The sequence below is a fragment of the Novosphingobium sp. genome, assembly GCF_030699305.1.
Taxonomy (GTDB): Bacteria; Pseudomonadota; Alphaproteobacteria; order Sphingomonadales; family Sphingomonadaceae; genus Novosphingobium.
In genome coordinates, this window is record NZ_JAUYNB010000033.1 from 19068 (window position 1) to 45313 (window position 26246).

Genomic DNA, 26246 nt, shown 5'->3' on the forward strand with positions numbered 1-26246 from the left:
TTAACGGCCCACCTGTTCTTCGACGGTGTTCTTGCCGCGGGTCACGCGGACCACCGGGCCAACCGGCGCACTGGGGGCGGCGGCGAGCGGCGCACCGGCCCGGTCGGCATAGGCATTGACGGCGGTTTCAACCATCTGCTTGGCCGCTTCCAGCCGGGTCGGCGGAACGGTGCGGCGCTGGAAGCGCGATACATCGCCGCCGGTCACGAACGTGGTGGCACCGTCATTCGGACGGCTCAGCGCGGTCTTGAGCAGGGCTTCTTCCTGTTCCCTGGTTGCACCGGCGGGCACCTTGATGCTGCCGCTGGCAATCGCGCGGTCCAGTTCGGCCTGATTGTCGGCGATGGACCGCAGTGCCAGGCTGATCGTGCCGAGCGTCTGGGCGACGGTGATCTTTTCGGCGATCTTGGGCGTTACTTCCAGCGTCACGGTGCGGAACGCGCGGACCACGGTCTTGCCGTTGTCCTTGGTTTCGCTTTGCGTCGACTGGTCGGTGGCGAGCACGCGGACATTGCGCAGGATCGTTTCGGCCGTCTTCAGCGATTCTCCGCCGTCGGTGGCCTTGACGGTCTGGGTCAGCATCAGGTCGACATGATCGCCCGGAAACACGAACCCGGCCACGCCGGTCTTCTGCGACACCGGAATGGTGACGGCCCGCATCCCTGCGCCCAGCGCAGCGGCGAGGAAGCCGCGGTCACCCGGTGCCACCAGCGCGCCTTGGGTCAGCGGCTGACCGGCAGTCACCTGATAGCGCACCACGGTGCCCAGCAGCTTGTTGATGTCTGCTTCGCCGTCGAGGAAATAGGCATCCTGCACCATTTCCTTCGGCCATTGCTGGAACGAAACGGAATCGGCGGTCAGGATCGTGCCGACCGGCAACCCGCGCTGGGCGACCAGCACTTTGGGTCCCTGGGGCATTTGTTGGGCGGCCTCCGCCTCTGGCGTTGATCCGCCAGCCAACAGGTTCCGTGCAGCCATGGCCGTCCCGATCGCAATGACCAGTGCGCCAAGCAGCAGCATCAGCTTCTTTTTATCCATGGCTGTGCAAGCCCCCTAGAAATTTCCCGACGTTCAAACTGCACCATCGGGCAAACTGGTTAAAATCCGGTTCACCCCAACCCGGCCGCGTTGGCCGGAAGGTGAAATAATGCGCGGTGCTGGGCGAACAGCGCCCACAGTCCGGCGCATGCGATGGCCACTCCGTATGGAATGGCGAGACGGCCCTGCCGCTTGCGGGCGCGGTGGTTGATCCACATCGCCAGGGTCAGCAATCCGCCGATGATCGACATCACGATCACCAGCTGCATGAACCACAGCGGGGTGATCCACAGCGCCAGCGCGGTCAGCAGCTTGACGTCGCCGCCGCCCATCACGCGCAGCGCGAACATTCCGAACAGGACGGCAAAGGTGATGGCGGCTAGCCCCAATTGCCAGGCGATATCGGGCATGAACGCCATGCCGCTGGCCCACCAATACAGCGGTGCGGCGGCGGCGATGCCCAGTGTCAGCCAGTTGTCGATCTGGCGGCGGCGGATATCGGTGACGGCCGCAACCAGCAGCGCGATTGCCAAGCCCGCCAGCAATAGGTAACGAAAATCGAAGTCCGGCATTGCGCCCCCCAAGGTCTTGACCAAGGGGTTTACAAGGCAGGACTTACCAAAAAGTAACCACCCCCAAGAGGCTGGAATTAGCCACGTGACCAACCTGTTTGACCGGCGTTCCATTCCGGCTGCCGCGCGTGAAACCCGCTGGGCCGCGCCCGATGGCCATGCCATCCGGCGGATCGACTGGCCGGTCGCAGATGGCACCGTGCGGGGGTCGATCCTGTTTCTGCCCGGGCGGGGCGATTTTTACGAAAAATACCTGGAAACCCTTAGCCACTGGCACACCCTTGGCTGGCACGTGACGGCGGCGGACTGGCGCGGGCAGGCGGGGTCCGGGCGGCTGGGCAGTGATGCGGTGACCGGCCATATCGATGATTTCGCAACCTGGGTGGATGATCTTGCCGCGCTGTGGACCGATTGGTGCGCCGCCACGCCGGGACCGCATGTGCTGGCGGGGCATTCGATGGGCGGGCATGTGGCGCTGCGCGCGGTGGCCGAAGGGCGGGTCGATCCCGCCGGCGTGCTGCTGTCCGCGCCGATGCTGGGGTTCACCGCCAGCGTGCTGCCCGATGCCGTGATGCACGCGGCGGCGCGGTTGATGAAAGCGCTGGGCGATCCACGCCGACCGGCCTGGAAGTGGAGCGAAAAGCCCGGTGAGCCGCCCGAAGCACGCGCCCATCTGCTGACCCACGATCCCGAGCGCTATGCGGATGAACTGTGGTGGCGCACGGCGCGCACCGAACTGGTGATGGGGCCGGGTAGCTGGGGCTGGGTGGAGCGCGCCTATGCCTCCATGCGGGGCCTGTTCGTCGGGCGCTTGCTGGAAAATGTGCGCCAGCCGGTGCTGATCCTGGCGACCGATAATGACAAGCTGGTCGGCTATGGCGCCACGGTCCGCGCTGCCGCGCGGTTGCCCCATGCGCAGCTGATCAATTATGGCAAGGCATCGCACCACGAAGTGCTGCGCGAGGCGGATGCAGTGCGCATGCCCGCGCTGGCCGCAGCCGATGCCTTTCTGGCCCGGATCGCCGGGGGCGGGGGGCAGTAACCGCGATGGCCCAGCGGCATGATTTTGCGGTCATCGGGGCCGGCATCGCGGGCGCGTCGCTGGCCGCCGGGCTGGCCGCGCACGGTTCTGTCGCCTTGCTAGAGGCAGAGGCGCAGCCCGGCTATCATTCCACCGGGCGGTCTGCGGCGTTCTGGACCGAAAGCTATGGCGGGCCGGGGGTTCAGCCGCTGACCACCGCGTCAGGGCCGTTCCTGCGCGAGCATGGCTTTCTGACCCAGCGCGGGGCGCTGACGCTGGCACGGGCGCGCGAACTGGCCGAGCTTGATGATTTTATCGCCACCTACCGCGCGCTGGGGGTGCGGGTTGAGCGGCTGGACCGGGCCGCGCTGGAACTGCGCCTGCCGGGGTTGCAGGCCGACTGGGCCGCTGGCGCGCTGGAGCCGGATTGCTGCGACATCGACGTAGCCGGACTGCACCAGCATTGGCTGACACAGGCGCGGCGCGGCGGGGCAGAACTGCTGTGCAACGCGCGGCTTTCCAGGGCAGAGCGCGGCGCTGACGGATGGCGGATCGCGCTGGCCGACGGGCGGGAACTCACAACCGCCGTGCTGGTCAACGCCGCCGGGGCCTGGGCGGATGACGTCGCGGCGCTGGCGGGGGTGCCGCCCATCGGCATCCAGCCCTATCGCCGAACGGTCGCGCAGCTGCGGCTGGACCCGCCGCCGCCCACCGACCTGCCGCTGGTGCTGGGGATTGACGAGCTGTTCTATTTCAAGCCCGAAGCGGGCAAGCTGTGGCTCAGCCCGCATGACGAAACCGCCAGCCCGCCGTGCGATGCCGCGCCGGAGGAACTGGACGTGGCGCTGGCGATCGACCGGTTCGAACACGTGGTGGACTGGCGCATCCAGCGGATCGAGCACAAGTGGGCGGGGCTGCGCAGCTTCGCGCCCGACCGGCTGCCGGTCTATGGCTTCGATCCTGCCGCTGCGGGCTTCTTCTGGTTTGCGGGGCAGGGCGGCTTCGGCATCCAGACCGCCCCTGCCGCCGCCGACGTCGCGCTGCTGCTGCTGCGGGGGCAGGCTGCCGGAACGGTTGATCCCGCACCTTACGCGCCTGATCGGTTTCGCTAGCGATTCCGGATATTTGCGGTAAACTGGGGCGTCATTCAAAGGAGAATTGCATGGCCCACCGTTTCGAAATCCGCAAAAACAAGGCTGGCGAGTTCGTGGCCTATTTCTGTTACAACGCGGAAACGATTTTCTGGACCGAAGGCTACAGCAGCAAGGCCAGTGCGAAGAACGCAATCGAATCGATCAGGAAGAACGGCCCCGGTGCCGAAGTGGTCGATACGACTGCGGCCTGATCCCGCTCACCATCAAGCCCCGCTTGTCCTGAGCTGGTTGCAGCATTGTTTCTGGCGCTTGGTTAAAGTGCAAGACGATGCATCGACAAGCTCGAAATGGGCGGGGTTGGGGTGATGGTAACGCGCCGATAATCCGCCGCGCCATTCCCCCGTTCCGTTCGTGTCGAGCGAAGTCGAGACACCGCGCGCACGTGTCTCGACTTCGCTCGACACGAACGGGGGTTGGTTTTGGGGCCTGTGGCTTGAGGCTTCTGGCTTTACCGCCGCAGGCTTTCCGCTGCGTCGCTGGCGAGTTTGTCGGCGCGTTCGTTTTCCGGGTGTCCGGCGTGGCCCTTTACCCAGATCCACTTGATCTTGTGCGCCCGCGTGGCGGCCAGCAGTTCCTGCCACAGGTCGGCGTTCAGCACCGGCTTTTTCGCGGCGGTTTTCCAGCCGTTTTTCTGCCAGCCGAAAATCCAGCTGGTGATCCCGTCGATCACATAGCGGCTGTCGGTGTGCAGGTGGACCTCGCACGGTTGTTTGAGCGCGCTGAGTGCCTGGATGACCGCGGTCAGTTCCATTCGGTTGTTGGTGGTGCCCGGTTCGCTGCCCGCCAGTTCCTTTTCATGCGCGCCCATCCGCAGCACCGCGCCCCAGCCGCCGGGGCCGGGATTGCCCTTGCACGCGCCGTCGGTGAACACCTCGACCCGCTTCATGTCATGGAGCTGGGTCATCCTTGCGCAAACACGTCCGCGTTGGCGGGATCGCCATAGAACGCCAGCCGCCGGGCATAGGCCAGCGGGTCCTTGCGCATCACCAGCGCGTCAGCGGGCGTGTTCATCCAGTCCCACGCGCGGGTCATCGCAAAGCGCATCGCCGCCCCGCGCGCCAGCAGCGGCAGAGCCGCCCGCTCCGCCGCGCTCAGCGGACGGATGCTGTCATACCCGGCCAGCAGAGCAGCCGAGATCGCCGCGTCGAAATTGCGCCCCGCGTCGTCAAAGCACCACGCCGCGTGCGTCACTGCCACATCGTAGGCCAGCAGATCGGTGCAGGCGAAATAGAAGTCGATCAGTCCGCTGACCGTATCGCCCAGCATCAGCACGTTGTCGGGGAACAGATCGGCGTGGATCACCCCGCGCGGCAGATCGGCGGGCCACTGGGCGGTCAGTTGCGGCAATTCGCGGGCGACCTGTTCGGCAAAGCCTGCGTCGATGCTGGCCAGCCCGTCCGGCCCGCAGGCGGCGGCCAGCCGCAGCCACTCAGCCGGCCCCATGGCATTGGCGCGGGTTTGCGGAAAATCGGCAGCGGCCAGATGCAGTTGCGCCAGTGCGCGGCCCACGGCGCGGGCCTGGCCGGGGGTCGGCTGGCTGACCGAAACACCGGGCAGGAACTCGATCAGCGCGACCGCCTTGTCCCCCAGCTTGCGGTACAGCTGGCCCGACCGGTCATGGATCGTGCGCGGCACCGGGCAGCCCTTGGCGGCGAGGTGATCCAGCAGCGAGAGGAAGAACGGCAGGTCCTCCAGCTCGATCCGGTATTCATACATCGTCAGGATGAACCGCGCGCCCGCGCCGTCAGCACCAGTGGTGTCGATCAGCCAGTTGCTGTTGGAAATCCCCTCGGCAATTCCTTTGGCGCTGCGCAGTTCCCCGACATCGAACTGCGCGATCAGGCTGGCCAGCGCTTCGGCGCCGAGATGGGTGTAAACAGCCACGGCGCGTTCAGTCCAGCAACTGGCGCGGCAGCTTGAACACCATGTTTTCTTCGGCCGAAACGACCTGCTCGACGGTCACGTCGCGCAGTTCAGCAATCCGGTCGACCACTTCGTTGACCAGCGTTTCAGGGGCCGATGCCCCGGCGGTCAGGCCCATGGTTTCCACCCCATCGAACCACGCCGGATCAATCTCGGTCGCGCGCTGGACCAGAAATGCGCGGGCACCGCAACGTTCGGCCACTTCGACCAGCCGGACCGAATTGGAACTGTTGGGTGCGCCAATCACCAGCACCAGTTGGCACTGCGGCGCGATCGCCTTGACCGCGGCCTGCCGATTGGAGGTAGCATAGCAGATATCCTCTGCCTTGGGCGCAACGATCTGGGGAAACCGGGCCTGCAACGCGACAACGATTTCGGCGGTATCATCGACCGACAGCGTGGTCTGGGTCAGGAAGGCCAGCGGCGTGCCGTCCGGAAAGTTGAGCGTGGGGACATCGTCCACCGTTTCCACCAGCGTGATGCTGCCGGGGGGGACCTGGCCCATCGTGCCGATCACTTCGGGGTGGCCTTCATGCCCGATGAACAGGATGTGCCGCCCGGCCTCGATCTGGCGTTCGGCCTGACGGTGAACCTTGCTGACCAGCGGGCAGGTGGCGTCCAGCCAGTCCAGCCCGCGCGCGGTGGCCGCAGCGGGCACGGCCTTGGGCACGCCGTGGGCGCTGAACACCACTTGCGCGCCGTCGGGCACCTGGTCCAGTTCTTCGACAAACACCGCGCCCTTGGCTTTCAGGCCATCGACGACATAGCGGTTGTGGACGATTTCGTGGCGGACATAAACCGGCTTGCCGAACCGTTCGAGCGCGCGCTCGACGATCTCGATCGCACGGTCCACTCCGGCGCAAAATCCACGCGGGGCGGCCAGCAGCAGGCGCAGGGAGGGCTTTTCGGTGGTTGGAAAGGGCGCGTTCATGTTCGTCCCCCTAGCGCTTTGCCGCGCGCGCCGCTAGGGCAGGCGCACGCATCTGCGTGAAGGACCGAATAGATGAAGCTTCGCACCCGCCTGACTGCCGCCGCCGTTCTTGCCATCGCTCTGGCCGGATGCCGGGGAACCGGTGATATCGTGGTCGACGAAGGCGTGGGCATCACGGCGGTCCGCACGGCGTGTCCGGCGGTCGGCGTGCCCGACTATACCGGTGATATCACGCTGTTCCGCACGCCCGGCGTGACCACGGCGGACAACATCGATCTGGTCGCCGCGCTGACCGACGTGCGCAGCACCTGCAACGATTCGGGTGACAAGGTTTACGCCACCGCCACCTTCAACGTGCTGGCCCGCCGCACCGACACGCGCGGTGCCCGCACTGTCACCGTGCCCTATTTCGTCACCGTGCTGCGCGGCGGCTCGGCGGTGATTTCCAAGCGCGTGGGCGAAGTGACGCTCAGCTTTGCCGACGGACAGGAACGTGCCTCGGCCAGCGGTGCAGGCGCGGCCTATATCGACAAGGCCGAAGCGACGATCCCTGCCGACATCCGTGAACAGATCACCCGCAAGCGCAAGGCCGGCGATGCCGACGCGGCGGTCGATCCGCTGTCGCGTCCGGATGTGAAGGCCGCCGTTGCCCGCGCGACGTTCGAGGTGCTGGTGGGCTTCCAGTTGACCCAGGATCAGCTGAGCTACAACGCCACGCGCTAGGCCCCGGACCTACGCGGAGGATTTGCAAGCGGGCCGAAACCCGCTAACCGCCGCGCATGACACAGCAGACCACTCTTCACGCGGCCTTTGCGGGCCATGTCGCCGCTGCGCTCGATGCGCTGGAAGCCGCAGGCACGCTCCCCGCTGGCCTCAATCGCGGCGCTGTGGCGGTCGAGCCGCCGCGTGACCCCGCGCACGGCGATCTGGCCACCAATGCCGCGATGGTGCTGGCCAAGCCGGCGGGCATGAACCCGCGCGTGCTGGCCGAGGCGCTGGTCGGTGAACTGACCAAGATTCCATCGATCACCGGCGCGGACATCGCCGGGCCGGGGTTCATCAACTTGCGCCTGAATGCGGACGCGTGGCTGGATGAACTGCGCGCGATCGCGGCACTGGGCGACGCCTATGGCCGTTCGGACATGGGCGGCGGCACGACAGTCAATGTCGAATATGTCTCCGCCAACCCGACCGGGCCGATGCACATGGGCCACTGCCGCGGCGCGGTGGTCGGCGATGCGCTGGCCAGCCTGCTGGAAGCGGCCGGACACAAGGTGATCCGCGAATATTACGTCAACGATGCGGGCGGGCAGGTCGACGTCCTCGCGCGCTCGGTCCACCTGCGATACCGTGAAGCTTTGGGGCAGGACGTCGGTGAAATCCCCGAAGGGCTCTATCCGGGCGACTACCTGATCCCGGTGGCGCAGGCTCTGGCCGCCGAGTTTGCCGACCAGTATGCCGCCGCGCCGGAAAGCGACTGGCTGGTCCTGTTCCGCACCCGTGCGGTCGCGGCGATGCTGGTCATGATCAAGGAAGACCTGGCGCTGCTGGGCATCCACCACGATCTGTTTTCGTCCGAGGCGGAATTGCAGGCGGCGGGCAAACCGGCTGAGGCCGAAGCCTGGCTGCGTGCGCATGATCTGGTCTATGACGGCCAGCTTGAAGCGCCCAAGGGCAAGACGCTGGACGATTGGGAGCCGGTCGAACTGCCGCTGTTCCGTTCGACCAAGTTCGGTGACGATCAGGACCGCCCGATCCGCAAGTCGGACGGCAACTGGACCTATTTCGGTGCGGATCTGGCCTATCACTTCCAGAAGGCCCAGAGCGCGGACGCGCTGGTCAATATCTGGGGTGCGGACCACGCGGGCACGGTCAAGCGGATCAAGGCCGCCGTCGCCGCACTGACCGGAGCCACCGGTAAGGCCACCCCGTTCGAGGTCAAGCTGGTGCAGATGGTGCAGTTGCTGCGCGACGGCGAGCCGGTGAAGATGTCCAAACGGTCCGGCAATTTCGTGACGCTGGCCGATGTGGTGCGTGAAGTGGGCAAGGACGTGGTCCGCTTCACCATGCTGACCCGCAAGCCCGAAGCGCAGATGGATTTCGATTTTGCCAAGGTGGTCGAGGCCAGCAAGGACAACCCGGTGTTCTATGTGCAGTATGCCCATGCCCGGATCCGCTCAACCCTGCGCAAGTCTGCGGCTGAGGGGCTGGCCCCATCGGCCGGGCATCTGGAGCTGCTGGGTGAAGAGGAACTGGGCCTGATCAAACAGGCCGCGCAGTTCCCGCGTTTGATCGAAGCCGCTGCTGCCGCGCGTGAACCGCACCGCCTGGCGTTCTTCCTCTATGAACTCGCCGGGGCGCTGCATGGTTACTGGAACCTGGGTAATGACCGCCCGGAAAAGCGGTTCATCGTGGCACAGGATATTAACCTTACCGGCGCAAGGCTTTATCTTGCCATTCAAATCGGGCAGATCATCCGCAATGGACTGGCGCTGCTTGGCGTTGAGGCGGTGGAGGAAATGTAAACATGACGGGCGCAACCGACGATCGGATCAAGGGCGATGAACCGCAGCCGTGGGAAACCGGGGCAGAGGATCATGATGAACAGCCGCTGGAAACAGAGCAGCTGGACCTGACCGAAGAGGAGGAACGCCTGCCCTGGCTGGAATCGCCCGAAGATGATGAATGGGACGATTCGCAAAGTTCCGACAACAGCAAGCTGGCCGGGTTCGTGCTGATGGGCCTGGTGGCGCTGGCGGCAATCGTCGGCGGCATCTGGTGGGCCACCAATCGCGGTCCCGATCCGGCCCTGGTGGCCGACGGCAGCGTGATTGAAGCGCCCGGCCAACCCTACAAGGAAGCGCCGCAGGATCCGGGCGGCAAGACGTTCGACGGCACCGGCGACAGCAGCTTTGCCGTCTCCGAAGGGCAGAACCGCCCGCCGCAACTGGGCGGTGAAGCGGGCGCACCCGCAGCTGCTCCGGCGCAGGCAGCGGCACCCGCCGCAGCGGCGCCCGCTCCGGCTGCGGCCAGCGGCGGCGTTGGCGTGCAGGTCGGGGCGTTTTCGTCACAGGCCACGGCAGAAGCAGGCTGGACCAAGCTGGCCGCGCAGGCCGGAGCGGTGCTGTCAGGCGTGCCCCACCGCGTGGTTTCGGGCAGTGCCGACATCGGCACGGTCTATCGTTTGCAGGCTATCGCACCCGATGCCGCCGCAGCGCAGGCGCTGTGCGGCAAGCTGAAGGCGGCCGGGATTTCCTGCCAGGTCAAGTAACCGGCGGCGGAGCGGGGTTTTTGCACACTCCGGTGCGCCCCGTCGCTTGCCGAATCTGCCCGTAACTGCGAGTCTTCGCGGCATGACGCCCGCTATCTTCGGCCTGTCCGGTCTGACCCTGACCGCTGACGAACGCGCCTTTTTCAGGGATGCTGACCCGGCGGGCTATATCGTGTTCGGTCGCAATGTGGAAAGCCGCACCCAGCTGCGCGCGTTGACCGATGCCTTGCGTGACATCCACGGGCGCGACCGGCTGCTGATCACGATCGATCAGGAAGGCGGGCGGGTTGCGCGGATGAAGCCGCCTGAATGGCTGCCTTATCCGGCGGGCGCGGCGTTTGACCGGCTCTATGATCTGGCCCCGGCCTCCGCGATTGAGGCAGCCCGCGCCAATGCCGAGGCGCTGGGCCACGATCTGGCCGAAGTCGGGATTACTTGCACCCATGCGCCCGTCCTCGATGTGCGCCAGCCCGGCGCGCACGACGTGATCGGTGACCGGGCCTATGGCGCGGAGCCGCTGCGCGTCGCGGCAATTGGCCGGGCGGTGCTGGACGGGCTGGCCCGCGCCGGGGTGGTTGGCACGATCAAGCATATGCCCGGCCATGGCCGGGCGCTGGCCGACAGCCACAAGGAACTGCCGACCGTCACCGCCAGCGCAGCCGAACTGGACAGCGATCTCGCCCCGTTCAAGGCGCTGGCCGATGCCCCCATGGCGATGACCGGGCACATCCGCTTCACCGCGTGGGATGCGGACCATCCGGCCACGCAATCGCCGTTCGTGGTGTCTGAAATCATCCGCAAGATGATCGGCTTTGACGGGCTGCTGCTGACCGACGATCTGGATATGCAGGCGCTCGCCGGGACCGTGCCCGAACGTGCCGCAACGGCGCTGGCGGCGGGGTGTGACATCGCGCTCAATTGCTGGGCCAGGCTGGACGACATGACCGGGATCGCCGCGCGCTGCCCGACGATGAGCGCGGCGACGGCGGAGCGGCTGGAACGCGCGCTGGCGGTCACCCGGATTGACGGGGCGCGGGGCATTCAGGCCGAATTGCTGGCAAAGCGCGATGCGCTGCTCGGGCTGGTGGAGGCGGCGGCGTGAGCGAACTGATCGACGGCCCCGCGATCACGCTGGATGATGACTGGCAGGGCGTCGGCATGGCTGCACCGCACGACGCTGCGCTCTATCTGGAACTGGACGGGTGGGAGGGGCCGCTCGACCTGTTGCTCGATCTGGCGCGGCGGCAGAAAGTTGATCTCAGGACGATCTCGATCCTCGAACTGGTCGATCAATACCTGACTTATATCGAACGGGCGGCTGCGCTGCGGCTGGAACTGGCGGCGGACTATCTGGTGATGGCCGCGTGGTTGGCCTACCTCAAATCCGCGCTGCTGCTCCCGCGCGAGGAACAGCCCGATCCAAGCCCGGAAGAACTGGCGCTGCGCCTGCACTTGCGGTTGCAGCGGCTGGCGGCGATGCGCGATGCGGCGGCGCGGCTGATGGGGCGCGACCGGCTGGGCCGCGACGTGTTCCCGCGCGGCGCGCCCGAAGGGCTGCGGGTGGACCGCAAGCACAGCTGGCAATGCGACATGTTCGGGCTGATCCAGGCTTACGGGCAAGTGAAGGCACGCACCGCGCCGGTGGTCCACATGGTGCGTGACCGCATGGTGATGACGCTGGAATCGGCACTGACGCGGGTGTCCTCGCTGCTGGGCGTCAATCTCGACTGGATGGAACTGCGCGACTTTCTGCCGCCGCACGCCGACCCGCGCCTGAAACGGTCGGCGCTGGCGTCCAGCTTCGTCGCCGCGCTGGAACTGGCGCGGCTGGGCAAGGCGGAACTGCGGCAGGAGGAGACCTTTGGTCCGCTGATGCTGAAAGGCATCACGGCGTGACCGGCCAGCCGCCTGACGATCTGGTCCGGGCGGTGGAAGCGACGCTGTTTGCCGCTGCGGAGCCGATGAGCGCGGAGGCTGTTTCCACCCATCTGGGCGGGGCTGATGTCCGGGCCGCGCTGACGGCACTGGCGGCGCACTTTGACGGACGCGGGGTCCAGCTGGTGGAGCGCGGCGGGCGCTGGCATTTCCAGACCGCGCCTGACCTTGCGCACCTGCTGCGGCGCGAAAAGGAAGACGTCCGCCGCCTGTCGCGCGCGGCGACGGAAGTGCTCGCGATTGTCGCCTATCACGAACCGGTCAGCCGCGCCGAAATCGAAAGCATTCGCGGCGTCCAGACCGCCAAGGGCACGCTCGATGTGTTGCTGGAGGCGGGCTGGGTGCGGATCGCCGGGCGGCGCGAGGTGCCGGGGCGGCCGGTGATCTATGCCACCACGGCGGAATTCCTGAGCCATTTCGGGCTGGAATCGCGCCGCGACCTGCCGGGGATCGATGAGCTCCGCGCTGCCGGATTGCTCGATCCGGTGGAGGATGCGCTGGCCTCTGCCATGGAAACCGCAGCAGATGGCGCCGCTCCGCCTGACGAAGATTCCGCAGACTGACTCGCAATGCCGGGCAACATCGCCTAAATGCAATAATGCAGGGGTAAACAGGCTGGCGATCCGTCGCCGTGCCCCGTGATTTGCAGGAGTTGTTTCAATGGGTCTGTCGCTTCCCCACCTGATCATTCTGGCGCTGGTGGTGCTGGTGCTGTTTGGCCGTGGCCGCATATCCGAAATGATGGGTGACTTCGGCAAGGGCATCAAGAGCTTCAAGCAGGGCATTGCCGAGGAAGCCAATCCCCAGCCGCCCGCGCCCCCGGCCCAGCAAATCCCGCCGCCGCCCGCTGTCAACCAGGCGACGCTCAATGGCGAAACCGTGATCGACGCGTCGAAGCCGTCGAACCCGCTGTAACCCCCGCCGGTTCGGCGGAGACGCACCATGTTTGATATTGGCTGGGATGAAATGCTGCTGACGGTGATCATTGCGATCATCGTCATCGGCCCCAAGGAACTGCCCCGCGCGCTGCGCACGGCGGGCCGCTGGATTGGCAAGGTCCGGCGCGTGTCGGGTCATTTCCGGACCGGCATCGAAACCATGATCCGCGAAGCAGAACTGGAAGACATGGAAAAGCAGTGGCGCGAACAGAACGCCAGGATCATGGCGCAGCACCCGCCGGGCTCGGCTGAAACCGCGCTGCTCGGGACTGATCCCGGGACAACTCCTGCTGCGGCCGGTCAGCCCGCTGCCACCATTCCACCCGCCGACGCCAGCTCGCCAGAGCTGCCGCCCAAGCCGCAATAGGGGCAGCGCGTGGTCTTTTCCGTTCGCGATATCGACGATTCGCAGGCTCCGCTGCTCGACCACCTGATCGAGCTGCGCACCCGGCTGGTGCGCTCGTTCGCGGCGCTGGGGCTGGCGTTCTGCGTCTGCTTCTATTTCGCCGACGACATCTTCAGTTTTCTGGTCCGCCCGCTGACCGCCGCGTTCCCGGCGGGTGAGGGGCGGCTGATCTATACCAAGCTCTACGAAGCGTTCTTTGTGGAGATCAAGGTGGCGCTGTTCGCGGCGTTCTTCTGCAGCTTCCCGATCATCGCCAACCAGCTCTGGGCGTTCGTTGCGCCGGGGCTTTATGCCAAGGAAAAGAAGGCGTTCCTGCCGTTCCTGGTGGCAACGCCGATCCTGTTCACGGCCGGGGCGGCGCTGGCCTATTACGTGGTCATGCCCACCGCGTTCCGGTTCTTCCTGACGTTCGAAGGCAACAAGGGCGGGCTCAAGCTGGAAGCCTTGCCGGGGACGGGGGATTACCTGTCGCTGGTGATGCAGTTCATTCTGGCGTTCGGGGTGAGCTTCCTGCTGCCGGTGCTGCTGCTGCTGCTCAACCGCGCCGGGATCGTCACCCGCCAGCAACTGACTTCGGCGCGGCGCTATGTGATTGTGGCGATCACCGCGCTGGCGGCGGTTATCACGCCGCCGGATGTGGTATCACAGCTGATGCTGCTGGTGCCGATGTGGCTGCTGTTCGAAGGCTCGCTGCTGATCATGCGGCTGGGCGAACGCAAGGATGCGGCTGAGGCGGCGGCGGCGGCGGAAGAAACCACGGCACCATAACGCCACCTCCAAAACCCAACTCCGTTTGTGTCGAGCGTTGTCGAGACACTGGGCGCCACGTGTCTCGACTACGCTCGACACAAACGGGTTAGTGGGGGGAGTGGCTCAGGGCTTGGCTGCCGTCCCATCCCACGCCAGCCGTCCGTTGATCCAGACTTGCCGGACTTTCGTTGCCCGCAAGTCTGACGGCGTGGCGAGCAGGGGGTCCTGATCGACCAGCAGGAAGTCCGCCCGCTCACCGCGCACCAGCCGCCCGAACCGGCCTTCCGCGAACCCGGCATAGGCCCCGTTCATGGTATAGGCCGCCAGCGCTTCCTCGCGGGTCAGGCGTTCCTGCGCCTGCCAGCCGCCGAACGGCTGCCCGTCCGGCCCCTGCCGGGTGATCGCGGCGGCGAGGCCCGCGAAGGGATCGGGCAGTTCCACCGGCGCATCCGATCCGAACGCCAGCTTGGCCCCGGTGGCCGACAGCGATTTCCAGGCATAGCCGCCCGCCAGCCGCTGCGGCCCCAGCCGGGGCTCGGCCATCAGCCGGTCCGACGTCTGGTGAACCGGCTGCATCGATGCGATGATGCCGTGCTTGCCAAACCGCGCAATATCCGCCGGATCGACGATCTGCGCGTGTTCGATCCGCCAGCGCCTGTCCCCGGTATAGGTCGTGCTCATGTCCTCGATCGCGGCCAGCACGCCCGCGTTGGCTTCATCGCCGATGGCGTGGATCGCCAGCTGGAACCGGTCGAGCGCGGCGCGGCTCATCAGGTTCTTCAGCTGCGTATCGCCCGTGATGCGCAGGCCCCGCGTGTGCGGCGCATCGGCATAAGGGGCCTTCAATGAAGCCCCGCGCGATCCCAGCGCGCCATCGACATAGAGCTTCACGCCGTTCAGCCGCAGCTTGTCGTCATACAGCCAGGGGGACGGGCCGGGGCCGCCGATCAGCTCCATCGCCCCGGTCCCGCCGGCATAGGCCATGATCCGCAGCCGCAGCGTGCCATTGTCACCGGCGCGGCGATAGGCCTGCCAATCCTCGATACTGGTGCCCATGTCGGCCATCGCGGTCACCCCGCGCGCCAGCAGCAGCTCCTGCGCCTTGGCCAGCGCCAGATCGCGGTCTTCGGGGCGCGGGGCAGGGATGAACCTGTCGACCAGTTCCATCGCGGTATCGACCAGCACCCCGGCCGGTTTGCCGCCTGCCGCGATCCGCTCGATCTTGCCGCCTGCCGGGTCCTTGCTGAGCGCGGTCACGCCAGCGGCGCTCAGCGCCTTGGTGTTGGCCCAGCCCGCGTGGCCATCGACGCGGGTCAGCCAGACCGGCCTGTCACCGACCACCGCGTCGAGTTCGGCGGCGGTCGGAAAGCGGCCCAGTCCCCACAGTTCCTGATTCCACCCGCGCCCCAGAATCCACGGGCGGTCCGGGTGCGCGGCGGCATAGGCGGCAATCGCCGCTTGCGCCTGCGCCAGCGATTTCGTTTCCGAAAGGTCCAGCGTCAGCGCGCCAAAGCCCACGCCCATGACATGGCCGTGGCTGTCGATCAGCCCCGGCATCAGCAGCTGGCCCTTGCCATCCAGGAAGTAATCGACCTTGCCCGGCCGCTTGTCGCCCCGGCGCAGCACCTGCACGATCCGGCCATCATCGCCGACCAGCAGCCCGGTGAACCGGTCCACCCCGCCGGTCGCGTCCAGCGTCATGCCATCGACATTGTCGATCAGGGTATCGGCATGGGCGGAAGTAGCGAAAGCAAGCGCCAGTGCCGCCAGAGTCCTCCCCGGCACGGGGAGGGCGACCATCCGCAGGATGGTGGAGGGGCAGGCGCGGTTGCGCGCACCGTCACCGCGTTGCGATGGCTGCACGCGCCCCTCCACCAGCTGCGCTGGTCCCCCTCCCCGGATCGGGGAGGAAAGGCGGGCGATCATGCCTTCCCCCGGCGCGGCAAGCGGCGCACGAGCGCGGAGGTATCCTGCCGCCCGCCGCCCATCGCCTGCACTTCGGCATAGAACTGGTCGATCAGCGCAGTGACCGGCAGCGATACCGCCAGCGAACGGCCTTCCTCCAGCGTCAGGCCCAGATCCTTGCGCATCCAGTCAATCGCGAAGCCGAAGTCGAATTCATCCCGGGCCATCGTGTGCCAGCGGTTGTCCATCTGCCAGCTTTGCGAGGCGCCGCCGGAAATCGCCTCGTACACCTTGTCGAGATCGAGATGCGCGGCTTCGGCAAAGCGCAGCGCTTCGGACAATGTGGCCAGGATGCCGGAAAAGGCGATCTGGTTGACCATCTTGGTGCTTTGACCGGAACCGGCCTTGCCGACATGGACGATCCGCTTGGTATAGGCTTCCATGATCGGGCGCGCCGCCTCGATCGCGTCGGCGCGGCCGCCGCACATCACGGTCAGCTGGCCGTTTTCCGCGCCCGCTTGCCCGCCGGTGACGGGCGCATCGACGCAGTGAACCTCAAGATCGCGGGCTTCGACCGCGATCTGGCGGGCGATCCGGGCCGAAACGGTGGTGTGATCGATGAACGTTGCGCCCGGTTTCAGCGCGGTGAACACCCCGGTGGGGCCAAGCACGACATCGGCCAGATCATCGTCGTTGCCGACGCAGGTCAGCACCACATCCGCGCCTTCGGCCGCTTCGGCGGGGCTGGCCGCGACGCGCACGACGATGCCGGGGTTCGCCTCCCGCCACTTTTCGGCGCGCGCAGGCGTGCGGTTGAAGATGGTCAAGGTGTGCCCGGCAGTGCCGATGTGCCGCGCAATCGCGCCGCCCATCACGCCCAGGCCCAGAAATGATACTTGCTTCGGTTCGGTCATGCCGCCCGTGTTAAAGCGGCCGCGCCGACAAATCCACCACCGCTTGCAGTGACCGGGCGCTTGCAGTGACCGGGTCAGTGATATTCAAGGTCGATCGAAAAATCGCCGCTGTAGACGCCGGGGGCCTGGAGCGGGTTGATATGCAGCCGTGCGCCGAACCGGATGGTCCGCGATCCGCCGGTCAGATTGACCAACGCGCCGGGGCCGCCGGGAAATTGCGGCTCAACCAGCATCGGATCGCCGGGTCCGGTCAGGACGAAGCTGGGAGCGAAGTTGATCTGCACGCTGGCGTCCGATCCGGTCAGGTGCAGTTGCGATACGGCAAAGCTGCCGGTGCAGACCAGACCGCCATCGCACATCCGGTTGTTGCTGGCGGGATCGAGTTCCACCACGCCGCCCGCGCCGTTGACCGCAATTCGGCCGAAGTTCATATCGAGCAGGACCGCAAACTGGATATCTTCCAGCACTTCGGCAGTGGCCGGTGCGGTGACCGTGGCGCCCGCGACTGCCGCGACTGCCGTGACGGGCTGGAGCGCGGCGGTCAGCACCAGGCTGGCGGTGAGCAGGCTGCGCTGTAATCGGGTAAGCATGTCGCCGGGCCTTCCTCATGGTGGAGCGACCCATGAGAACAGATCACACTATAGCCGCCGCCGCGTGTGATTCTGCAAACAAACGCGGTTAATCCGCCAAGGCCGCAGCGGTAACCATGATCGCGTGCGGCGTCACCGTGCCCCGGTCGTTTTCTAGCCGTTTGCAAGCCTTCCCCGTTTCCGTTAGGCGCTAGCCCATGACCAAGCCCGCTCCTCTGGCCGCGACTACTGCGGCACCGCTGCTGACGATTGACGATGTGCGTGCGGCGGCCGGGCGAATTGCGGGCGCGGTGGTGCGCACGCCCACGCTTTATTCGCGCACGCTCAGCCAGATCACGGGCGCGGACATCTGGCTGAAGTTCGAGAACCTGCAATTCACCGCGGCCTACAAGGAACGCGGGGCATTGAACGCGATGCTGCTGCTGGGGGTGGAAAATCTGCAACGCGGGGTAATCGCGGCGTCGGCAGGGAACCACGCACAGGGGCTGTCGTATCATGGCACCCGGCTGGGGCTGCCCGTCACGATCGTGATGCCGCGCCCGACCCCCACGGTAAAGGTGATGCAAACCGAAGCGGTGGGCGGCAAAGTGGTGCTGCACGGCGAAACTTTTGACGAAGCTTACGCCCACGCCCGCCAGCTGGAAACGGAACTGGGACTGACGTTTGTCCACCCGTTCGATGATCCAAACGTCGCCGCCGGGCAGGGCACCGTGGCCCTGGAATTGCTGGAAGACGCGCCGGAAATCGACACCCTGGCGATCCCCATCGGCGGCGGCGGGCTGTCTACGGGCATGGGCGTGGCGGCGCGGGCGCTGCGCCCCGATATCCAGTTGATCGGCGTGCAGGCCAAGCTGTTTCCATCGATGTACAACAAGCTGAAGCATCAGCACTTGCGCTGCGGTGGGGATACCCTGGCCGAAGGGATCGCGGTGAAGGTGCCGGGCGAGTTCACTTCACGCGTGCTGGGCAACCTGCTGGACGATGTCGTGCTGGTCAGCGAAAGCCAGCTGGAAAGCGCGCTGGCGCTGCTGCTCCAGATCGAAAAGACCGTGGTCGAAGGTGCGGGCGCGGCCGGGTTGGCAGCGGTCATGGCCAACCGCGAACTGTTCGCGGGGCGCAAGGTGGGCGTGGTGCTGACCGGGGGCAACATCGATACCCGCCTGCTCGCCAACGTGCTGCTGCGCGATCTGGCGCGGTCGGGCCGTCTGGCGCGGTTGCGGCTGACCTTGCAGGACCGGCCCGGCGCACTGTTCAAGGTGATGGGGCTGTTCGATGCGCACAACGTCAACATCATCGAGATCTACCACCAGCGGATTTTCACCACGCTGCCGGCCAAGGGGCTGATTACCGATATCGAGTGCGAAGCGCGCGACAAGGATCAGCTCGACGAACTCGTGGTCAGCCTGAAGGCGGCTGGCTATGCCGTCACGCAGGTGGAACTTAACTAACCCGTCACACATTGTCCCGATTTACGCGCGCAAACCCGCACAAGTGCGTAAGGCTGTGCAAAATAAGACTCGGTTAACCGTGTTTTGTGGTTAAAACTCTTTCAACGCCGAGTCCGGCTGTCCATATCGGTCGCACAACGTCGTTCAGAAGGATTGCCCAGGCCCGTGACGGCTCCCGTTCGCTTCCCCCGCTTCTTTGTCACCAGCCCCGCGCCGTGCCCCTATTTGCCGGGGCGGAGCGAGCGCAAGGTGTTCACTGAACTGAAAGGCCCGCACGCCGGGGAACTGAACGATGCGCTGGGCCGGATCGGGTTCCGCCGTAGTCAGACGGTGGCCTATCGCCCGTCGTGCGCGGATTGCACCGCCTGCGTGTCGGTGCGGGTCGTCGCGGATGAGTTCGGGCCGTCATCCACCCAGCGCCGCAACCTGAAACGCAATTCGGATCTGGTCGCCACGCTGTGCCGCCCGTGGTCCACGGCGGAACAGTTCGAACTGCTCCAGCGCTATCTGGGCGCGCGCCATCCCGGCGGCGGCATGGCGACCATGGATGAAGTCGATTTCGCCGACATGGTGGAGCACACGCCGGTCGACAGCTATGTGATCGAATACCGCGAACCCGGTATCGATGGTGCGCCGGGCCGTCTGGTCGGTGCCTGCCTGACCGACAAGCAGGGCGACGGATTATCGATGATCTACAGCTTTTACGAGCCGGATCAGACCAACCGCACCGGGCTTGGCACCTATATCATCCTCGACCACATCCGCCGCGCCAGCGAGCTGGGGCTGCCCTATGTCTACCTGGGTTACTGGGTCGATGGGTCGGCGCGGATGCAATACAAGGTGCGGTATCGCCCGCTGGAAAAGCTGGGCCGTGACGGCTGGGTGCGGTTTGCTGAACACGAACAGGAAGGCCTGATCGCTGCTGCCGCCGCCAAACGGTTTGACGGGCAGCCGCCACTCGATGGTGCAACCAAGGATGGTGCCCACGGCGGACAGGGGCAGTACCGGCTGGAATTGTAGCCTGGTTGTGCCAACCGCCTGCCGGGCGCGGCGCAATCTCAGACCTTTTTATTGTTGCGACAAACAAAAACTCCCTCCCCGCATCAGCGGGAAGGGAGTTTTTGTTATGTTAAAGCGTCAGAAAATCAGGCGGGCAGGCCGCTGATCGCCTTCATTTCCATGAAGTCCTTCAGCCCCGCAAGGCCGCCTTCACGGCCGTTGCCCGACTGCTTGTAACCGCCGAACGGTGCGCCCGGGCTGGGGCCCCAGTTGTTGATCGCGACCATGCCGGCACGCAGCTGGGTGGCGATCGGTGCGGCTTCGGCCGGATCGCCAGAGATCGCTGCCGACAGACCATATTCGGTGTCGTTCGCCATTTCGATGGCCTGGTCGAGGTTGTCATAGGCCATCAGCGTGATCACCGGACCGAAGATTTCTTCGTTGGCGATGCGCATGTCAGACGTCACGTCGGTGAACACGGTCGGCTGGATGTAGTAGCCGCGGTTGACGTTGGCCGGCAGGTCGGGACCACCGGTGACCAGCTTGGCGCCTTCGTCGATGGCTGACTGGATCAGGCCGCGGACCTTGTCGAACTGGGCCTTGTTGACCAGCGGGCCAAGGTGCTGCCCTTCGGCCATCGGATCGCCGACCGGGGTGGCCGAATACATCGCCTTGGCGAAGGCGGCCGCTTCGTCCATCCGTTCGCGCGGGACCAGCACCTTGGTCGGCGAAATGCACGACTGGCCGGTGTTGACCAGCGGACCCATCAGCGTGGGCGGCAGGTGCTTGGCGAAATCGGCGCCCGGCAGGACCAGGTTGGGCGACTTGCCGCCCAGTTCCTGGTGGACGCGCTTCACGGTCGGCGCGGCAGCGATGGCCACGGCGATGCCCGCACGGGTCGAGCCGGTGAAGCTGACCATGTCGACATCGGGGTGGCTGGAAATCGCGTTGCCGGTGGTCGGCCCGTCACCCTGAACCAGGTTGAACACGCCCGGCGGCACGCCTGCGGCATCAAGGATTTCGGCAAAGATCTTGGCGTTGGTCGGGCATTCTTCCGACGGCTTGAGCACCATCGTGTTCCCGCCAGCGAGCGCGGGCGCAACCTTCAGCGCGATCTGGTTGAGCGGCCAGTTCCACGGGGTGATCATGCCGACCACGCCGATTGGTTCATAGGCCACCTTGTAGCCCGGACCGTCTTCGAGGAAGTTGAAGTTCTTCAGCGCTTCGATCGTGCCAAGGAAGCCGCCGATCCCGGCACCGACCTGGGCCGTGCCAGCGAACGATACGGGCGCGCCCATTTCTTCGGCCATCGCAACGGCAAGGTCAGGCCCACGCTTTTTGTATTCCTCGACAATGCGGCCCATCACCGCCAGGCGTTCTTCGCGGGTGGTCTGGCTCCAGCTCTTGAAGGCGCGCTTGGCGGCCGCCACGGCCTTGTCAACGTCGGCGACCGTGCCGACCGAGATCACCGCACAGGGTTCTTCCGTGGCCGGGTTGACGACTTCGCGGCGCGCGCCGCCTTCGCTGTCTACCCACTTGCCGTCGATGTAATGTTGCAGCAGTTCGCGCATCCTCGAATCTCCTTTAATGGATCGATTAATTGCACCCTATGTCGGGTTGCGCGCGCCGGATTGCAAGCCGGATTTTGTATGCATTACTGACAATCATCGCAATTGCCGGAATAGAGCCCGGCTTCGGCGGCGCGGCGGCGGACCAGTCCGGTCAGCTTGCGCCCGTCGGCATGGACCCATTTGCCAAACTCCGCTGCCGCCCCGGCATGATCCCCCGCCCGGTGCAGCCGCGTCAGCGTGGCGCGGGCAATCGCTCCGGTGTTGTAGTGAAAGCTGGTGAGCGCATCGAACTGCGCCTGCGTGGTCGCACTATCGCGAACGGCGCGGGCGACATCGGCGGCGAAGCGGATCAGGTCCGCTGCCAGCCGCGCGTCGCATTCGGCCTGGGTCCAGACCGTGCCGGGGCCGATCCCTGCGCCGGTCGCACCCCAGCCGATGGTCCACGGATCGCCGCCGGTGCCGGGATCGGGATAGGCGGCGAACGTGCCATCGCCCCGCGCCCGCGCGCAGCCTTCGAACTGCTTGATCAGGGCAAGCCCGGCCGGGCCGATGGCGTGGGGGCTGGCAAGCGCGGGGGCGGGCGCATCAGCCGCGGTCTGATCGAGCGCGGCGTCGAGCGCGTGGACTTCGCTGGTGGTAAACCCGCGCCGCAGCATCCGGCGGACGGCGTCGAACACGGGCTTGCGGCCAAGCGGGTGGTGGATTGGTGCGTTCATGAAAAACTGGCCCCTGCGCTAAGCAAAACGAGGCGGACCAAGTAAGCCAGATCACCAGCTGTAGGAAAATGGATTCTGCCCAATCAGGCGCGTGGGGCGCAAAGCAAAGGGCGCCCGGATTGCTCCGGACGCCCCTCATGCTGCTTTTGATCGGATCGCGTCAGATCAGAGGCTGTAGTACATGTCGAATTCAACGGCCGACGGCGTGGTTTCCCAGCGCATCACTTCGGGCCACTTCAGTTCGATGTAGGATTCGATCTGGTCCTTGGTGAACACGCCGCCCTGCAGCAGGAAGTCGTGATCGGCGTCCAGTGCTTCCAGCGCTTCACGCAGCGAACCGCACACGGTCGGCACTTCGGCCAGTTCGGCCGGGGGCAGATCATACAGGTTCTTGTCCATGGCTTCGCCCGGGTGGATCTTGTTCTTGATCCCGTCGAGGCCCGCCATCAGCAGCGCGGCATAGCACAGATAGGGGTTGGCCATCGCGTCGGGGAAGCGGAATTCGACCCGCTTGGCCTTGTCGCCCGCGCCGTACGGAATGCGGCACGATGCCGACCGGTTGCGCGCCGAATAGGCCAGCAGCACGGGGGCTTCGTAACCCGGCACCAGCCGCTTGTAGCTGTTGGTGGTCGGGTTGGTGATCGCGTTCAGCGCCTTGGCGTGCTTGATCACGCCGCCGATGAAGTAGATGCACATGTCGGACAGACCGGCATAGCCGTTGCCCGCGAACAGCGGCTTGCCGCCGTCCCAGATCGAGATGTGGGTGTGCATCCCCGAACCGTTGTCAGCCTTGATCGGCTTCGGCATGAACGTGGCGGTCTTGCCATAGGCGTGGGCCACCTGCTGCACGACATACTTGTAGACCTGCATGCGGTCGGCCGTCTGCACCAGCGTGCCGAAGGTCAGACCCAGTTCGTGCTGCGCGCTGGCCACTTCGTGGTGGTGCTTGTCGCAGGGCAGGCCCATTTCGATCATCGTGCTGACCATTTCGCCGCGCACATCGACCAGGCTGTCGACCGGCGCCACGGGGAAATAGCCGCCCTTGGCGCGCGGACGGTGCGCCATGTTGCCGCCGTCATACTTGGTGTTCGAATTGGTCGGCAGTTCGATGTCGTCGATGCTGAAGCCGTTGCCGTTGTAGCTATCGTAGAAGCGCACGTCGTCGAACACGAAGAATTCGGCTTCGGGGCCGACATAGACGGTATCGCCGAACCCGGCGGACTTCACGAACGCTTCGGCGCGCTTGGCGGTCGAGCGGGGATCGCGGCTGTACAGGTCACCGGTCGACGGTTCGACGATGTCGCAGCAGATGATCAGCATCGGCGTCGCGCTGAACGGATCGGCATAAACGGCATCAAGGTCCGGCTTCAGGATCATGTCGGATTCGTTGATGGCCTTCCAGCCTTCGATCGACGAACCGTCGAACATCAGGCCGTCTTCCAGTTCATCCTCACCCAGGATCGAGGCGACCATCGTCAGGTGCTGCCACTTGCCCTTGGGATCGGTGAAGCGGAGATCGACCCATTCGATTTCCTCGTCCTTGATGCGCTTGAGGATGTCCTTCGCGTTAGCCATTTTTCGTCCTTCTGGATGCCCCGCCCGGCAACAGTCGGGGCGGATGATTGAATTGGAGTGGTTTGGGTATCAGATCGCGTCGTCGTCACGCTCGCCGGTGCGGATGCGGACTGCACTTTCGATCGTGCTGACGAAAATCTTGCCGTCGCCGATCCGGCCGGTCTGCGCAGCAGCGGCAATCGCTTCGACCGTGCGTTCGGCCATGGCGTCGCTGACGACGACCTCAAGCTTCACCTTGGGCAGGAAATCGACGACGTACTCTGCGCCGCGATAAAGTTCGGTATGGCCCTTCTGGCGGCCAAAGCCCTTTGCTTCGGTCACGGTAATGCCGGACACGCCCACTTCGTGGAGCGCTTCCTTCACCTCGTCCAACTTGAACGGCTTGATGATCGCTTCGATCTTTTTCACGTTCCAAATTCCCCTGCGCAGCTACGCCGGCTCCGCTGTTTGCGGTCCGGCTGTCCGAATGCCACTCCAACCCCTGAATCAAGAATCGTGCCAGCGGCGATGTTCAGGCCGTAAGCTATCTCGCAAGCGCGGAAAAGAGAGGAAATTGCAACATCTGGTGCATCGGCGCGCGGACGGCGCACCGATTAATGCGCGCCGCAGGGTGATGGCTTGCCTTATTTTTCAGCACCACTGCCAAAAATATAGGCAGTAGGCGCGTTGTGCGCTGCGGTCAGAGCGAAAGTCCCGCTGTTTCGGGCAGGCCTGCCATCAGGTTCAGGCTTTGCACTGCGGCACCGCTGGCACCCTTGCCCAGGTTGTCGAGCCGCGCGATCAGCCGTGCCTGCGATCCGTCGGCCGCGCCGAATACCCATAAGTCCAGCCGGTCGCTGGGCTGCATCGAACAGCGCAGCAGCAGTTCATCCTTCGGCTCGTCATGCACGGTCACCACCGTACTGTCGGCGAAGAATTCGCCAAGCGCCAGCCGCAGCACTTCGGGCGATCCGGCCATTGGCATCACCGCCAGCGGCACCGGCACTTCCACCACCATCCCGCGATGCGCCGCGATCACCGCCGGGGCGAACAACGGGGGATGCGCCAGACCGGCATAGCGCTGCATTTCGGCCACGTGCTTGTGCCCCATGCCCAGCCCATAGGCGCGAAAGGCGATGTCGCCATCATCCTCGAACCGCTGGATCAGCGCCTTGCCGCCGCCGGAATAGCCCGACACCGCGTTAACCGTATAAGGCCAGTCCGCAGGCAGCAGCCCGGCCCGGACCAGCGGCGCGACCAGCGCCAGAAAGCCGGTGGGATAACAGCCGGGGTTGGACACGCGCAGCGCTTGCGCCACGGCATCGCGCCCGACCAGTTCGGGGAAACCATACGTCCAGCCAGCAGCCACGCGGTGCGCGGTGGAGGCATCGATGATCCGCACCTTGCTGCCTGCCGCCATCGCCACGGCATCGCGCGCGGCATCATCCGGCAGGCACAGCACGGCAAAATCGGCGGCATGATAGGCATCGCGGCGGGCATCCGCGCTTTTGCGCTGCTGCTCATCCAGAATGATCAGCTGAAAGTCTGCGCGCGGGGCAAGCCGTTCGACGATTTCCAGCCCGGTGGTACCGGCCGCCCCGTCGATGAACACCGTCTGGGTCATGCCGCTTCCAGTTCGTCCAGCGGCACATAGCCGACAAAACCATCCTCGCCGACCTGACCCCAGGCCCAGCCGCCCGCCATGTCGAGGACGTTGAACACGGTGCCGCCGTTCAACTGGTCGCGGAGATCGGCATCGGGTTGGTTTGCGGCACGCAGCGCAGCCCCGGCAGCGGCGACCCGGTGCGGCATCGGCACTGCGTAATGCGGCACGAACACTTTGCCTGCCAGGTTGATGTGCGCCAGATCCCCGCGCACCGGCCAGTGCGCCGCATCGAGCGGCACGCTCGGCCCGGCAAGATGAAGCTGCCCATCGGAAATTGCGCTGGTCGTCAACTCGGTCTGTCCCCAGTTCCGGAAAAGCGGGCGCTTAGCCCCGCTTGCCCCGGCTATCAAGTCGTCCATCACCCCGCCGTGCGCCCGGCCTTGCGGAACAGCGCCGCCACGGCCAGCCACAGCAGGACGTAAAACAGTGTGAACACCGGGGTAAAGCCGGCCCCCGTCACGGCGAGGCCAACGCCCAACAGGGCTTGCGCCGCGGCGAGCAGCGCCATCACGCGGGCCATCCCCGCCGCATCGAACCGCACCGTCAGCGCGCCAACCGCGCCCAGCGCCAGCAGCGCGAAGAACAGCAGGTTCACCGGGTTGTTTTCGTTGCCGATGATCCCGACGGCCAGATTGGCCATGACCATCAGGAACGCCCCGCCGATCGCCAGGCACGCGGCGATCCGGTAGGCGGTGTTGGCCGTGCCCAGCCTCAGCACCACTTCGAAGCCGAGGCATCCGGCCAGCAGCATCGCGCCGAACACTGCGAAATCGAACGTGTCCCAGTTCATTTCCGCCAGCGTCAGCCGGGCGATGACCGGGACCAGCATGACCACTCCGGCCAGGCTCCAGATCGCCAGCCGCCATTTCGCAGCGGAAGCGGGCAGGGGGGAAGTCAGCGGCATGGGCGGTCCTTTCGCCGGATTGCGGGAAATTACTGTGCCG

Annotated in this window: 29 protein-coding genes; 14 read left to right on the forward strand and 15 right to left on the reverse strand. The window is 65.8% G+C overall.

Annotated features, from left to right (window positions below; genetic code table 11):
* Both cpaB and Q8Q53_RS12820 read right to left on the reverse strand, forming a co-directional pair.
* Positions 1-1038: a Flp pilus assembly protein CpaB gene (gene cpaB / locus Q8Q53_RS12815; protein ID WP_305702168.1), complete on the reverse strand. Its 1038-nt coding sequence runs from the start codon at positions 1036-1038 to the stop codon at positions 1-3.
* Positions 1039-1109: 71 nt separating this feature from the next.
* On the reverse strand, positions 1110-1610 hold the full coding sequence (locus Q8Q53_RS12820; protein ID WP_305702169.1) for a prepilin peptidase: 501 nt from the start codon (positions 1608-1610) through the stop codon (positions 1110-1112).
* 85 nt (positions 1611-1695) lie between these two features.
* On the opposite strand from Q8Q53_RS12820, the gene Q8Q53_RS12825 reads away from it, so the two are divergent.
* Genes Q8Q53_RS12825 through Q8Q53_RS12835 form a run of 3 tightly spaced genes read left to right on the forward strand, consistent with a single transcriptional unit; the run spans position 1696 to position 3976 of the window.
* Positions 1696-2652 (forward strand): alpha/beta fold hydrolase, encoded by a 957-nt coding sequence (locus tag Q8Q53_RS12825; RefSeq protein ID WP_305702170.1) that lies wholly within the window; start codon positions 1696-1698, stop codon positions 2650-2652.
* Positions 2653-2657: 5 nt separating this feature from the next.
* Entirely contained in the window at positions 2658-3743 is a 1086-nt protein-coding gene (locus tag Q8Q53_RS12830) for an FAD-binding oxidoreductase (protein WP_305702171.1), read from the forward strand.
* A gap of 50 nt (positions 3744-3793) precedes the next feature.
* Positions 3794-3976 (forward strand): DUF1508 domain-containing protein, encoded by a 183-nt coding sequence (locus Q8Q53_RS12835; RefSeq protein ID WP_305702172.1) that lies wholly within the window; start codon positions 3794-3796, stop codon positions 3974-3976.
* Positions 3977-4233: 257 nt separating this feature from the next.
* On the opposite strand, the gene rnhA is transcribed toward Q8Q53_RS12835, so the two are convergent.
* The 3 genes from rnhA to ispH are packed head-to-tail and all read right to left on the reverse strand — an operon-like array spanning position 4234 to position 6639.
* Positions 4234-4671: a ribonuclease HI gene (gene rnhA, locus Q8Q53_RS12840; protein ID WP_305702278.1), complete on the reverse strand. Its 438-nt coding sequence runs from the start codon at positions 4669-4671 to the stop codon at positions 4234-4236.
* Positions 4672-4685: 14 nt separating this feature from the next.
* Complete coding sequence (gene thrB, locus Q8Q53_RS12845; protein WP_305702173.1) at positions 4686-5669, reverse strand: homoserine kinase; 984 nt, start codon at positions 5667-5669, stop codon at positions 4686-4688.
* 7 nt (positions 5670-5676) lie between these two features.
* The gene (ispH, locus tag Q8Q53_RS12850) at positions 5677-6639 is read right to left on the reverse strand and encodes a 4-hydroxy-3-methylbut-2-enyl diphosphate reductase (protein WP_305702174.1); all 963 of its coding nucleotides are present in this window, start codon (positions 6637-6639) and stop codon (positions 5677-5679) included.
* Positions 6640-6711: 72 nt separating this feature from the next.
* Between ispH and Q8Q53_RS12855 the strand changes: the two genes are divergently transcribed.
* From Q8Q53_RS12855 to tatC, 9 genes are all read left to right on the forward strand, one after another.
* On the forward strand, positions 6712-7362 hold the full coding sequence (locus Q8Q53_RS12855; RefSeq protein ID WP_305702175.1) for a hypothetical protein: 651 nt from the start codon (positions 6712-6714) through the stop codon (positions 7360-7362).
* 56 nt (positions 7363-7418) lie between these two features.
* Positions 7419-9164, forward strand: coding sequence for an arginine--tRNA ligase (gene argS / locus Q8Q53_RS12860; RefSeq protein WP_305702176.1), 1746 nt, complete (start codon positions 7419-7421; stop codon positions 9162-9164).
* A gap of 2 nt (positions 9165-9166) precedes the next feature.
* Positions 9167-9910, forward strand: coding sequence for an SPOR domain-containing protein (locus tag Q8Q53_RS12865; protein WP_305702177.1), 744 nt, complete (start codon positions 9167-9169; stop codon positions 9908-9910).
* A gap of 82 nt (positions 9911-9992) precedes the next feature.
* The gene (gene nagZ / locus Q8Q53_RS12870) at positions 9993-11012 is read left to right on the forward strand and encodes a beta-N-acetylhexosaminidase (RefSeq protein ID WP_305702178.1); all 1020 of its coding nucleotides are present in this window, start codon (positions 9993-9995) and stop codon (positions 11010-11012) included.
* A 56-nt stretch (positions 11013-11068) separates the two neighbouring features.
* Positions 11069-11806, forward strand: coding sequence for a ScpA family protein (locus Q8Q53_RS12875; RefSeq protein WP_305702279.1), 738 nt, complete (start codon positions 11069-11071; stop codon positions 11804-11806).
* Entirely contained in the window at positions 11803-12408 is a 606-nt protein-coding gene (gene scpB / locus Q8Q53_RS12880; RefSeq protein WP_305702179.1) for an SMC-Scp complex subunit ScpB, read from the forward strand. The genes Q8Q53_RS12875 and scpB overlap by 4 nt, the downstream gene beginning before the upstream one ends.
* Before the next feature lie 97 nt (positions 12409-12505).
* Complete coding sequence (gene tatA, locus Q8Q53_RS12885; RefSeq protein ID WP_305702180.1) at positions 12506-12760, forward strand: twin-arginine translocase TatA/TatE family subunit; 255 nt, start codon at positions 12506-12508, stop codon at positions 12758-12760.
* Positions 12761-12787: 27 nt separating this feature from the next.
* Positions 12788-13150, forward strand: a complete 363-nt coding sequence (gene tatB, locus Q8Q53_RS12890) for a Sec-independent protein translocase protein TatB (protein WP_305702181.1) — start codon at positions 12788-12790, stop codon at positions 13148-13150.
* 9 nt (positions 13151-13159) lie between these two features.
* On the forward strand, positions 13160-13957 hold the full coding sequence (gene tatC, locus Q8Q53_RS12895; RefSeq protein ID WP_305702182.1) for a twin-arginine translocase subunit TatC: 798 nt from the start codon (positions 13160-13162) through the stop codon (positions 13955-13957).
* A 105-nt stretch (positions 13958-14062) separates the two neighbouring features.
* On the opposite strand, the gene Q8Q53_RS12900 is transcribed toward tatC, so the two are convergent.
* The 3 genes from Q8Q53_RS12900 to Q8Q53_RS12910 all read right to left on the reverse strand — a co-directional run bounded on the left by Q8Q53_RS12900 (position 14063) and on the right by Q8Q53_RS12910 (position 17348).
* Positions 14063-15739, reverse strand: coding sequence for an amidohydrolase (locus tag Q8Q53_RS12900; RefSeq protein WP_305702280.1), 1677 nt, complete (start codon positions 15737-15739; stop codon positions 14063-14065).
* A gap of 122 nt (positions 15740-15861) precedes the next feature.
* Positions 15862-16758, reverse strand: a complete 897-nt coding sequence (locus Q8Q53_RS12905) for an NAD(P)-dependent oxidoreductase (RefSeq protein ID WP_305702183.1) — start codon at positions 16756-16758, stop codon at positions 15862-15864.
* A 74-nt stretch (positions 16759-16832) separates the two neighbouring features.
* Positions 16833-17348, reverse strand: a complete 516-nt coding sequence (locus Q8Q53_RS12910; RefSeq protein ID WP_305702184.1) for a DUF4402 domain-containing protein — start codon at positions 17346-17348, stop codon at positions 16833-16835.
* Between the two features lie 197 nt (positions 17349-17545).
* Between Q8Q53_RS12910 and Q8Q53_RS12915 the strand changes: the two genes are divergently transcribed.
* The gene (locus Q8Q53_RS12915) at positions 17546-18796 is read left to right on the forward strand and encodes a threonine ammonia-lyase (protein ID WP_305702185.1); all 1251 of its coding nucleotides are present in this window, start codon (positions 17546-17548) and stop codon (positions 18794-18796) included.
* Positions 18797-18961: 165 nt separating this feature from the next.
* Complete coding sequence (locus Q8Q53_RS12920) at positions 18962-19816, forward strand: arginyltransferase (protein ID WP_305702186.1); 855 nt, start codon at positions 18962-18964, stop codon at positions 19814-19816.
* A 125-nt stretch (positions 19817-19941) separates the two neighbouring features.
* Here the strand turns inward: Q8Q53_RS12920 and Q8Q53_RS12925 are convergent, their stop codons facing one another.
* From Q8Q53_RS12925 to Q8Q53_RS12955, 7 genes are all read right to left on the reverse strand, one after another.
* A complete protein-coding gene (locus tag Q8Q53_RS12925; protein ID WP_305702187.1) occupies positions 19942-21366 on the reverse strand; it encodes an aldehyde dehydrogenase family protein in 1425 nt (474 codons plus the stop codon).
* Between the two features lie 83 nt (positions 21367-21449).
* On the reverse strand, positions 21450-22082 hold the full coding sequence (locus Q8Q53_RS12930; RefSeq protein ID WP_305702188.1) for a lysozyme: 633 nt from the start codon (positions 22080-22082) through the stop codon (positions 21450-21452).
* A gap of 165 nt (positions 22083-22247) precedes the next feature.
* Positions 22248-23657 carry a type I glutamate--ammonia ligase gene (gene glnA / locus Q8Q53_RS12935; protein WP_305702189.1) on the reverse strand — a complete coding sequence of 470 codons (1410 nt, stop codon included), beginning with the start codon at positions 23655-23657 and terminating at the stop codon, positions 22248-22250.
* A 69-nt stretch (positions 23658-23726) separates the two neighbouring features.
* Entirely contained in the window at positions 23727-24065 is a 339-nt protein-coding gene (locus Q8Q53_RS12940) for a P-II family nitrogen regulator (protein WP_305702190.1), read from the reverse strand.
* A gap of 271 nt (positions 24066-24336) precedes the next feature.
* Entirely contained in the window at positions 24337-25260 is a 924-nt protein-coding gene (gene argC, locus Q8Q53_RS12945) for an N-acetyl-gamma-glutamyl-phosphate reductase (protein WP_305702191.1), read from the reverse strand.
* Positions 25257-25592: an SH3 domain-containing protein gene (locus Q8Q53_RS12950; RefSeq protein WP_305702192.1), complete on the reverse strand. Its 336-nt coding sequence runs from the start codon at positions 25590-25592 to the stop codon at positions 25257-25259. The genes argC and Q8Q53_RS12950 overlap by 4 nt, the downstream gene beginning before the upstream one ends.
* A gap of 68 nt (positions 25593-25660) precedes the next feature.
* Positions 25661-26206: a hypothetical protein gene (locus Q8Q53_RS12955; protein ID WP_305702193.1), complete on the reverse strand. Its 546-nt coding sequence runs from the start codon at positions 26204-26206 to the stop codon at positions 25661-25663.
* Positions 26207-26246: the final 40 nt, after the last annotated feature.

Coding starts and splice junctions, on each gene's coding strand:
- cpaB (WP_305702168.1), bottom strand. CDS start 1,038: ATGGATAAAAAGAAGCTGATGCTGCTGCTTGGCGCACTGGTCATTGCG.
- Q8Q53_RS12820 (WP_305702169.1), bottom strand. CDS start 1,610: ATGCCGGACTTCGATTTTCGTTACCTATTGCTGGCGGGCTTGGCAATC.
- Q8Q53_RS12830 (WP_305702171.1), top strand. CDS start 2,658: ATGGCCCAGCGGCATGATTTTGCGGTCATCGGGGCCGGCATCGCGGGC.
- Q8Q53_RS12835 (WP_305702172.1), top strand. CDS start 3,794: ATGGCCCACCGTTTCGAAATCCGCAAAAACAAGGCTGGCGAGTTCGTG.
- rnhA (WP_305702278.1), bottom strand. CDS start 4,671: ATGAAGCGGGTCGAGGTGTTCACCGACGGCGCGTGCAAGGGCAATCCC.
- ispH (WP_305702174.1), bottom strand. CDS start 6,639: ATGAACGCGCCCTTTCCAACCACCGAAAAGCCCTCCCTGCGCCTGCTG.
- Q8Q53_RS12855 (WP_305702175.1), top strand. CDS start 6,712: ATGAAGCTTCGCACCCGCCTGACTGCCGCCGCCGTTCTTGCCATCGCT.
- argS (WP_305702176.1), top strand. CDS start 7,419: ATGACACAGCAGACCACTCTTCACGCGGCCTTTGCGGGCCATGTCGCC.
- Q8Q53_RS12865 (WP_305702177.1), top strand. CDS start 9,167: ATGACGGGCGCAACCGACGATCGGATCAAGGGCGATGAACCGCAGCCG.
- nagZ (WP_305702178.1), top strand. CDS start 9,993: ATGACGCCCGCTATCTTCGGCCTGTCCGGTCTGACCCTGACCGCTGAC.
- Q8Q53_RS12875 (WP_305702279.1), top strand. CDS start 11,069: ATGGCTGCACCGCACGACGCTGCGCTCTATCTGGAACTGGACGGGTGG.
- tatA (WP_305702180.1), top strand. CDS start 12,506: ATGGGTCTGTCGCTTCCCCACCTGATCATTCTGGCGCTGGTGGTGCTG.
- tatB (WP_305702181.1), top strand. CDS start 12,788: ATGTTTGATATTGGCTGGGATGAAATGCTGCTGACGGTGATCATTGCG.
- Q8Q53_RS12900 (WP_305702280.1), bottom strand. CDS start 15,739: ATGGTCGCCCTCCCCGTGCCGGGGAGGACTCTGGCGGCACTGGCGCTT.
- Q8Q53_RS12905 (WP_305702183.1), bottom strand. CDS start 16,758: ATGACCGAACCGAAGCAAGTATCATTTCTGGGCCTGGGCGTGATGGGC.
- Q8Q53_RS12910 (WP_305702184.1), bottom strand. CDS start 17,348: ATGCTTACCCGATTACAGCGCAGCCTGCTCACCGCCAGCCTGGTGCTG.
- Q8Q53_RS12915 (WP_305702185.1), top strand. CDS start 17,546: ATGACCAAGCCCGCTCCTCTGGCCGCGACTACTGCGGCACCGCTGCTG.
- Q8Q53_RS12925 (WP_305702187.1), bottom strand. CDS start 21,366: ATGCGCGAACTGCTGCAACATTACATCGACGGCAAGTGGGTAGACAGC.
- Q8Q53_RS12930 (WP_305702188.1), bottom strand. CDS start 22,082: ATGAACGCACCAATCCACCACCCGCTTGGCCGCAAGCCCGTGTTCGAC.
- glnA (WP_305702189.1), bottom strand. CDS start 23,657: ATGGCTAACGCGAAGGACATCCTCAAGCGCATCAAGGACGAGGAAATC.
- argC (WP_305702191.1), bottom strand. CDS start 25,260: ATGACCCAGACGGTGTTCATCGACGGGGCGGCCGGTACCACCGGGCTG.
- Q8Q53_RS12955 (WP_305702193.1), bottom strand. CDS start 26,206: ATGCCGCTGACTTCCCCCCTGCCCGCTTCCGCTGCGAAATGGCGGCTG.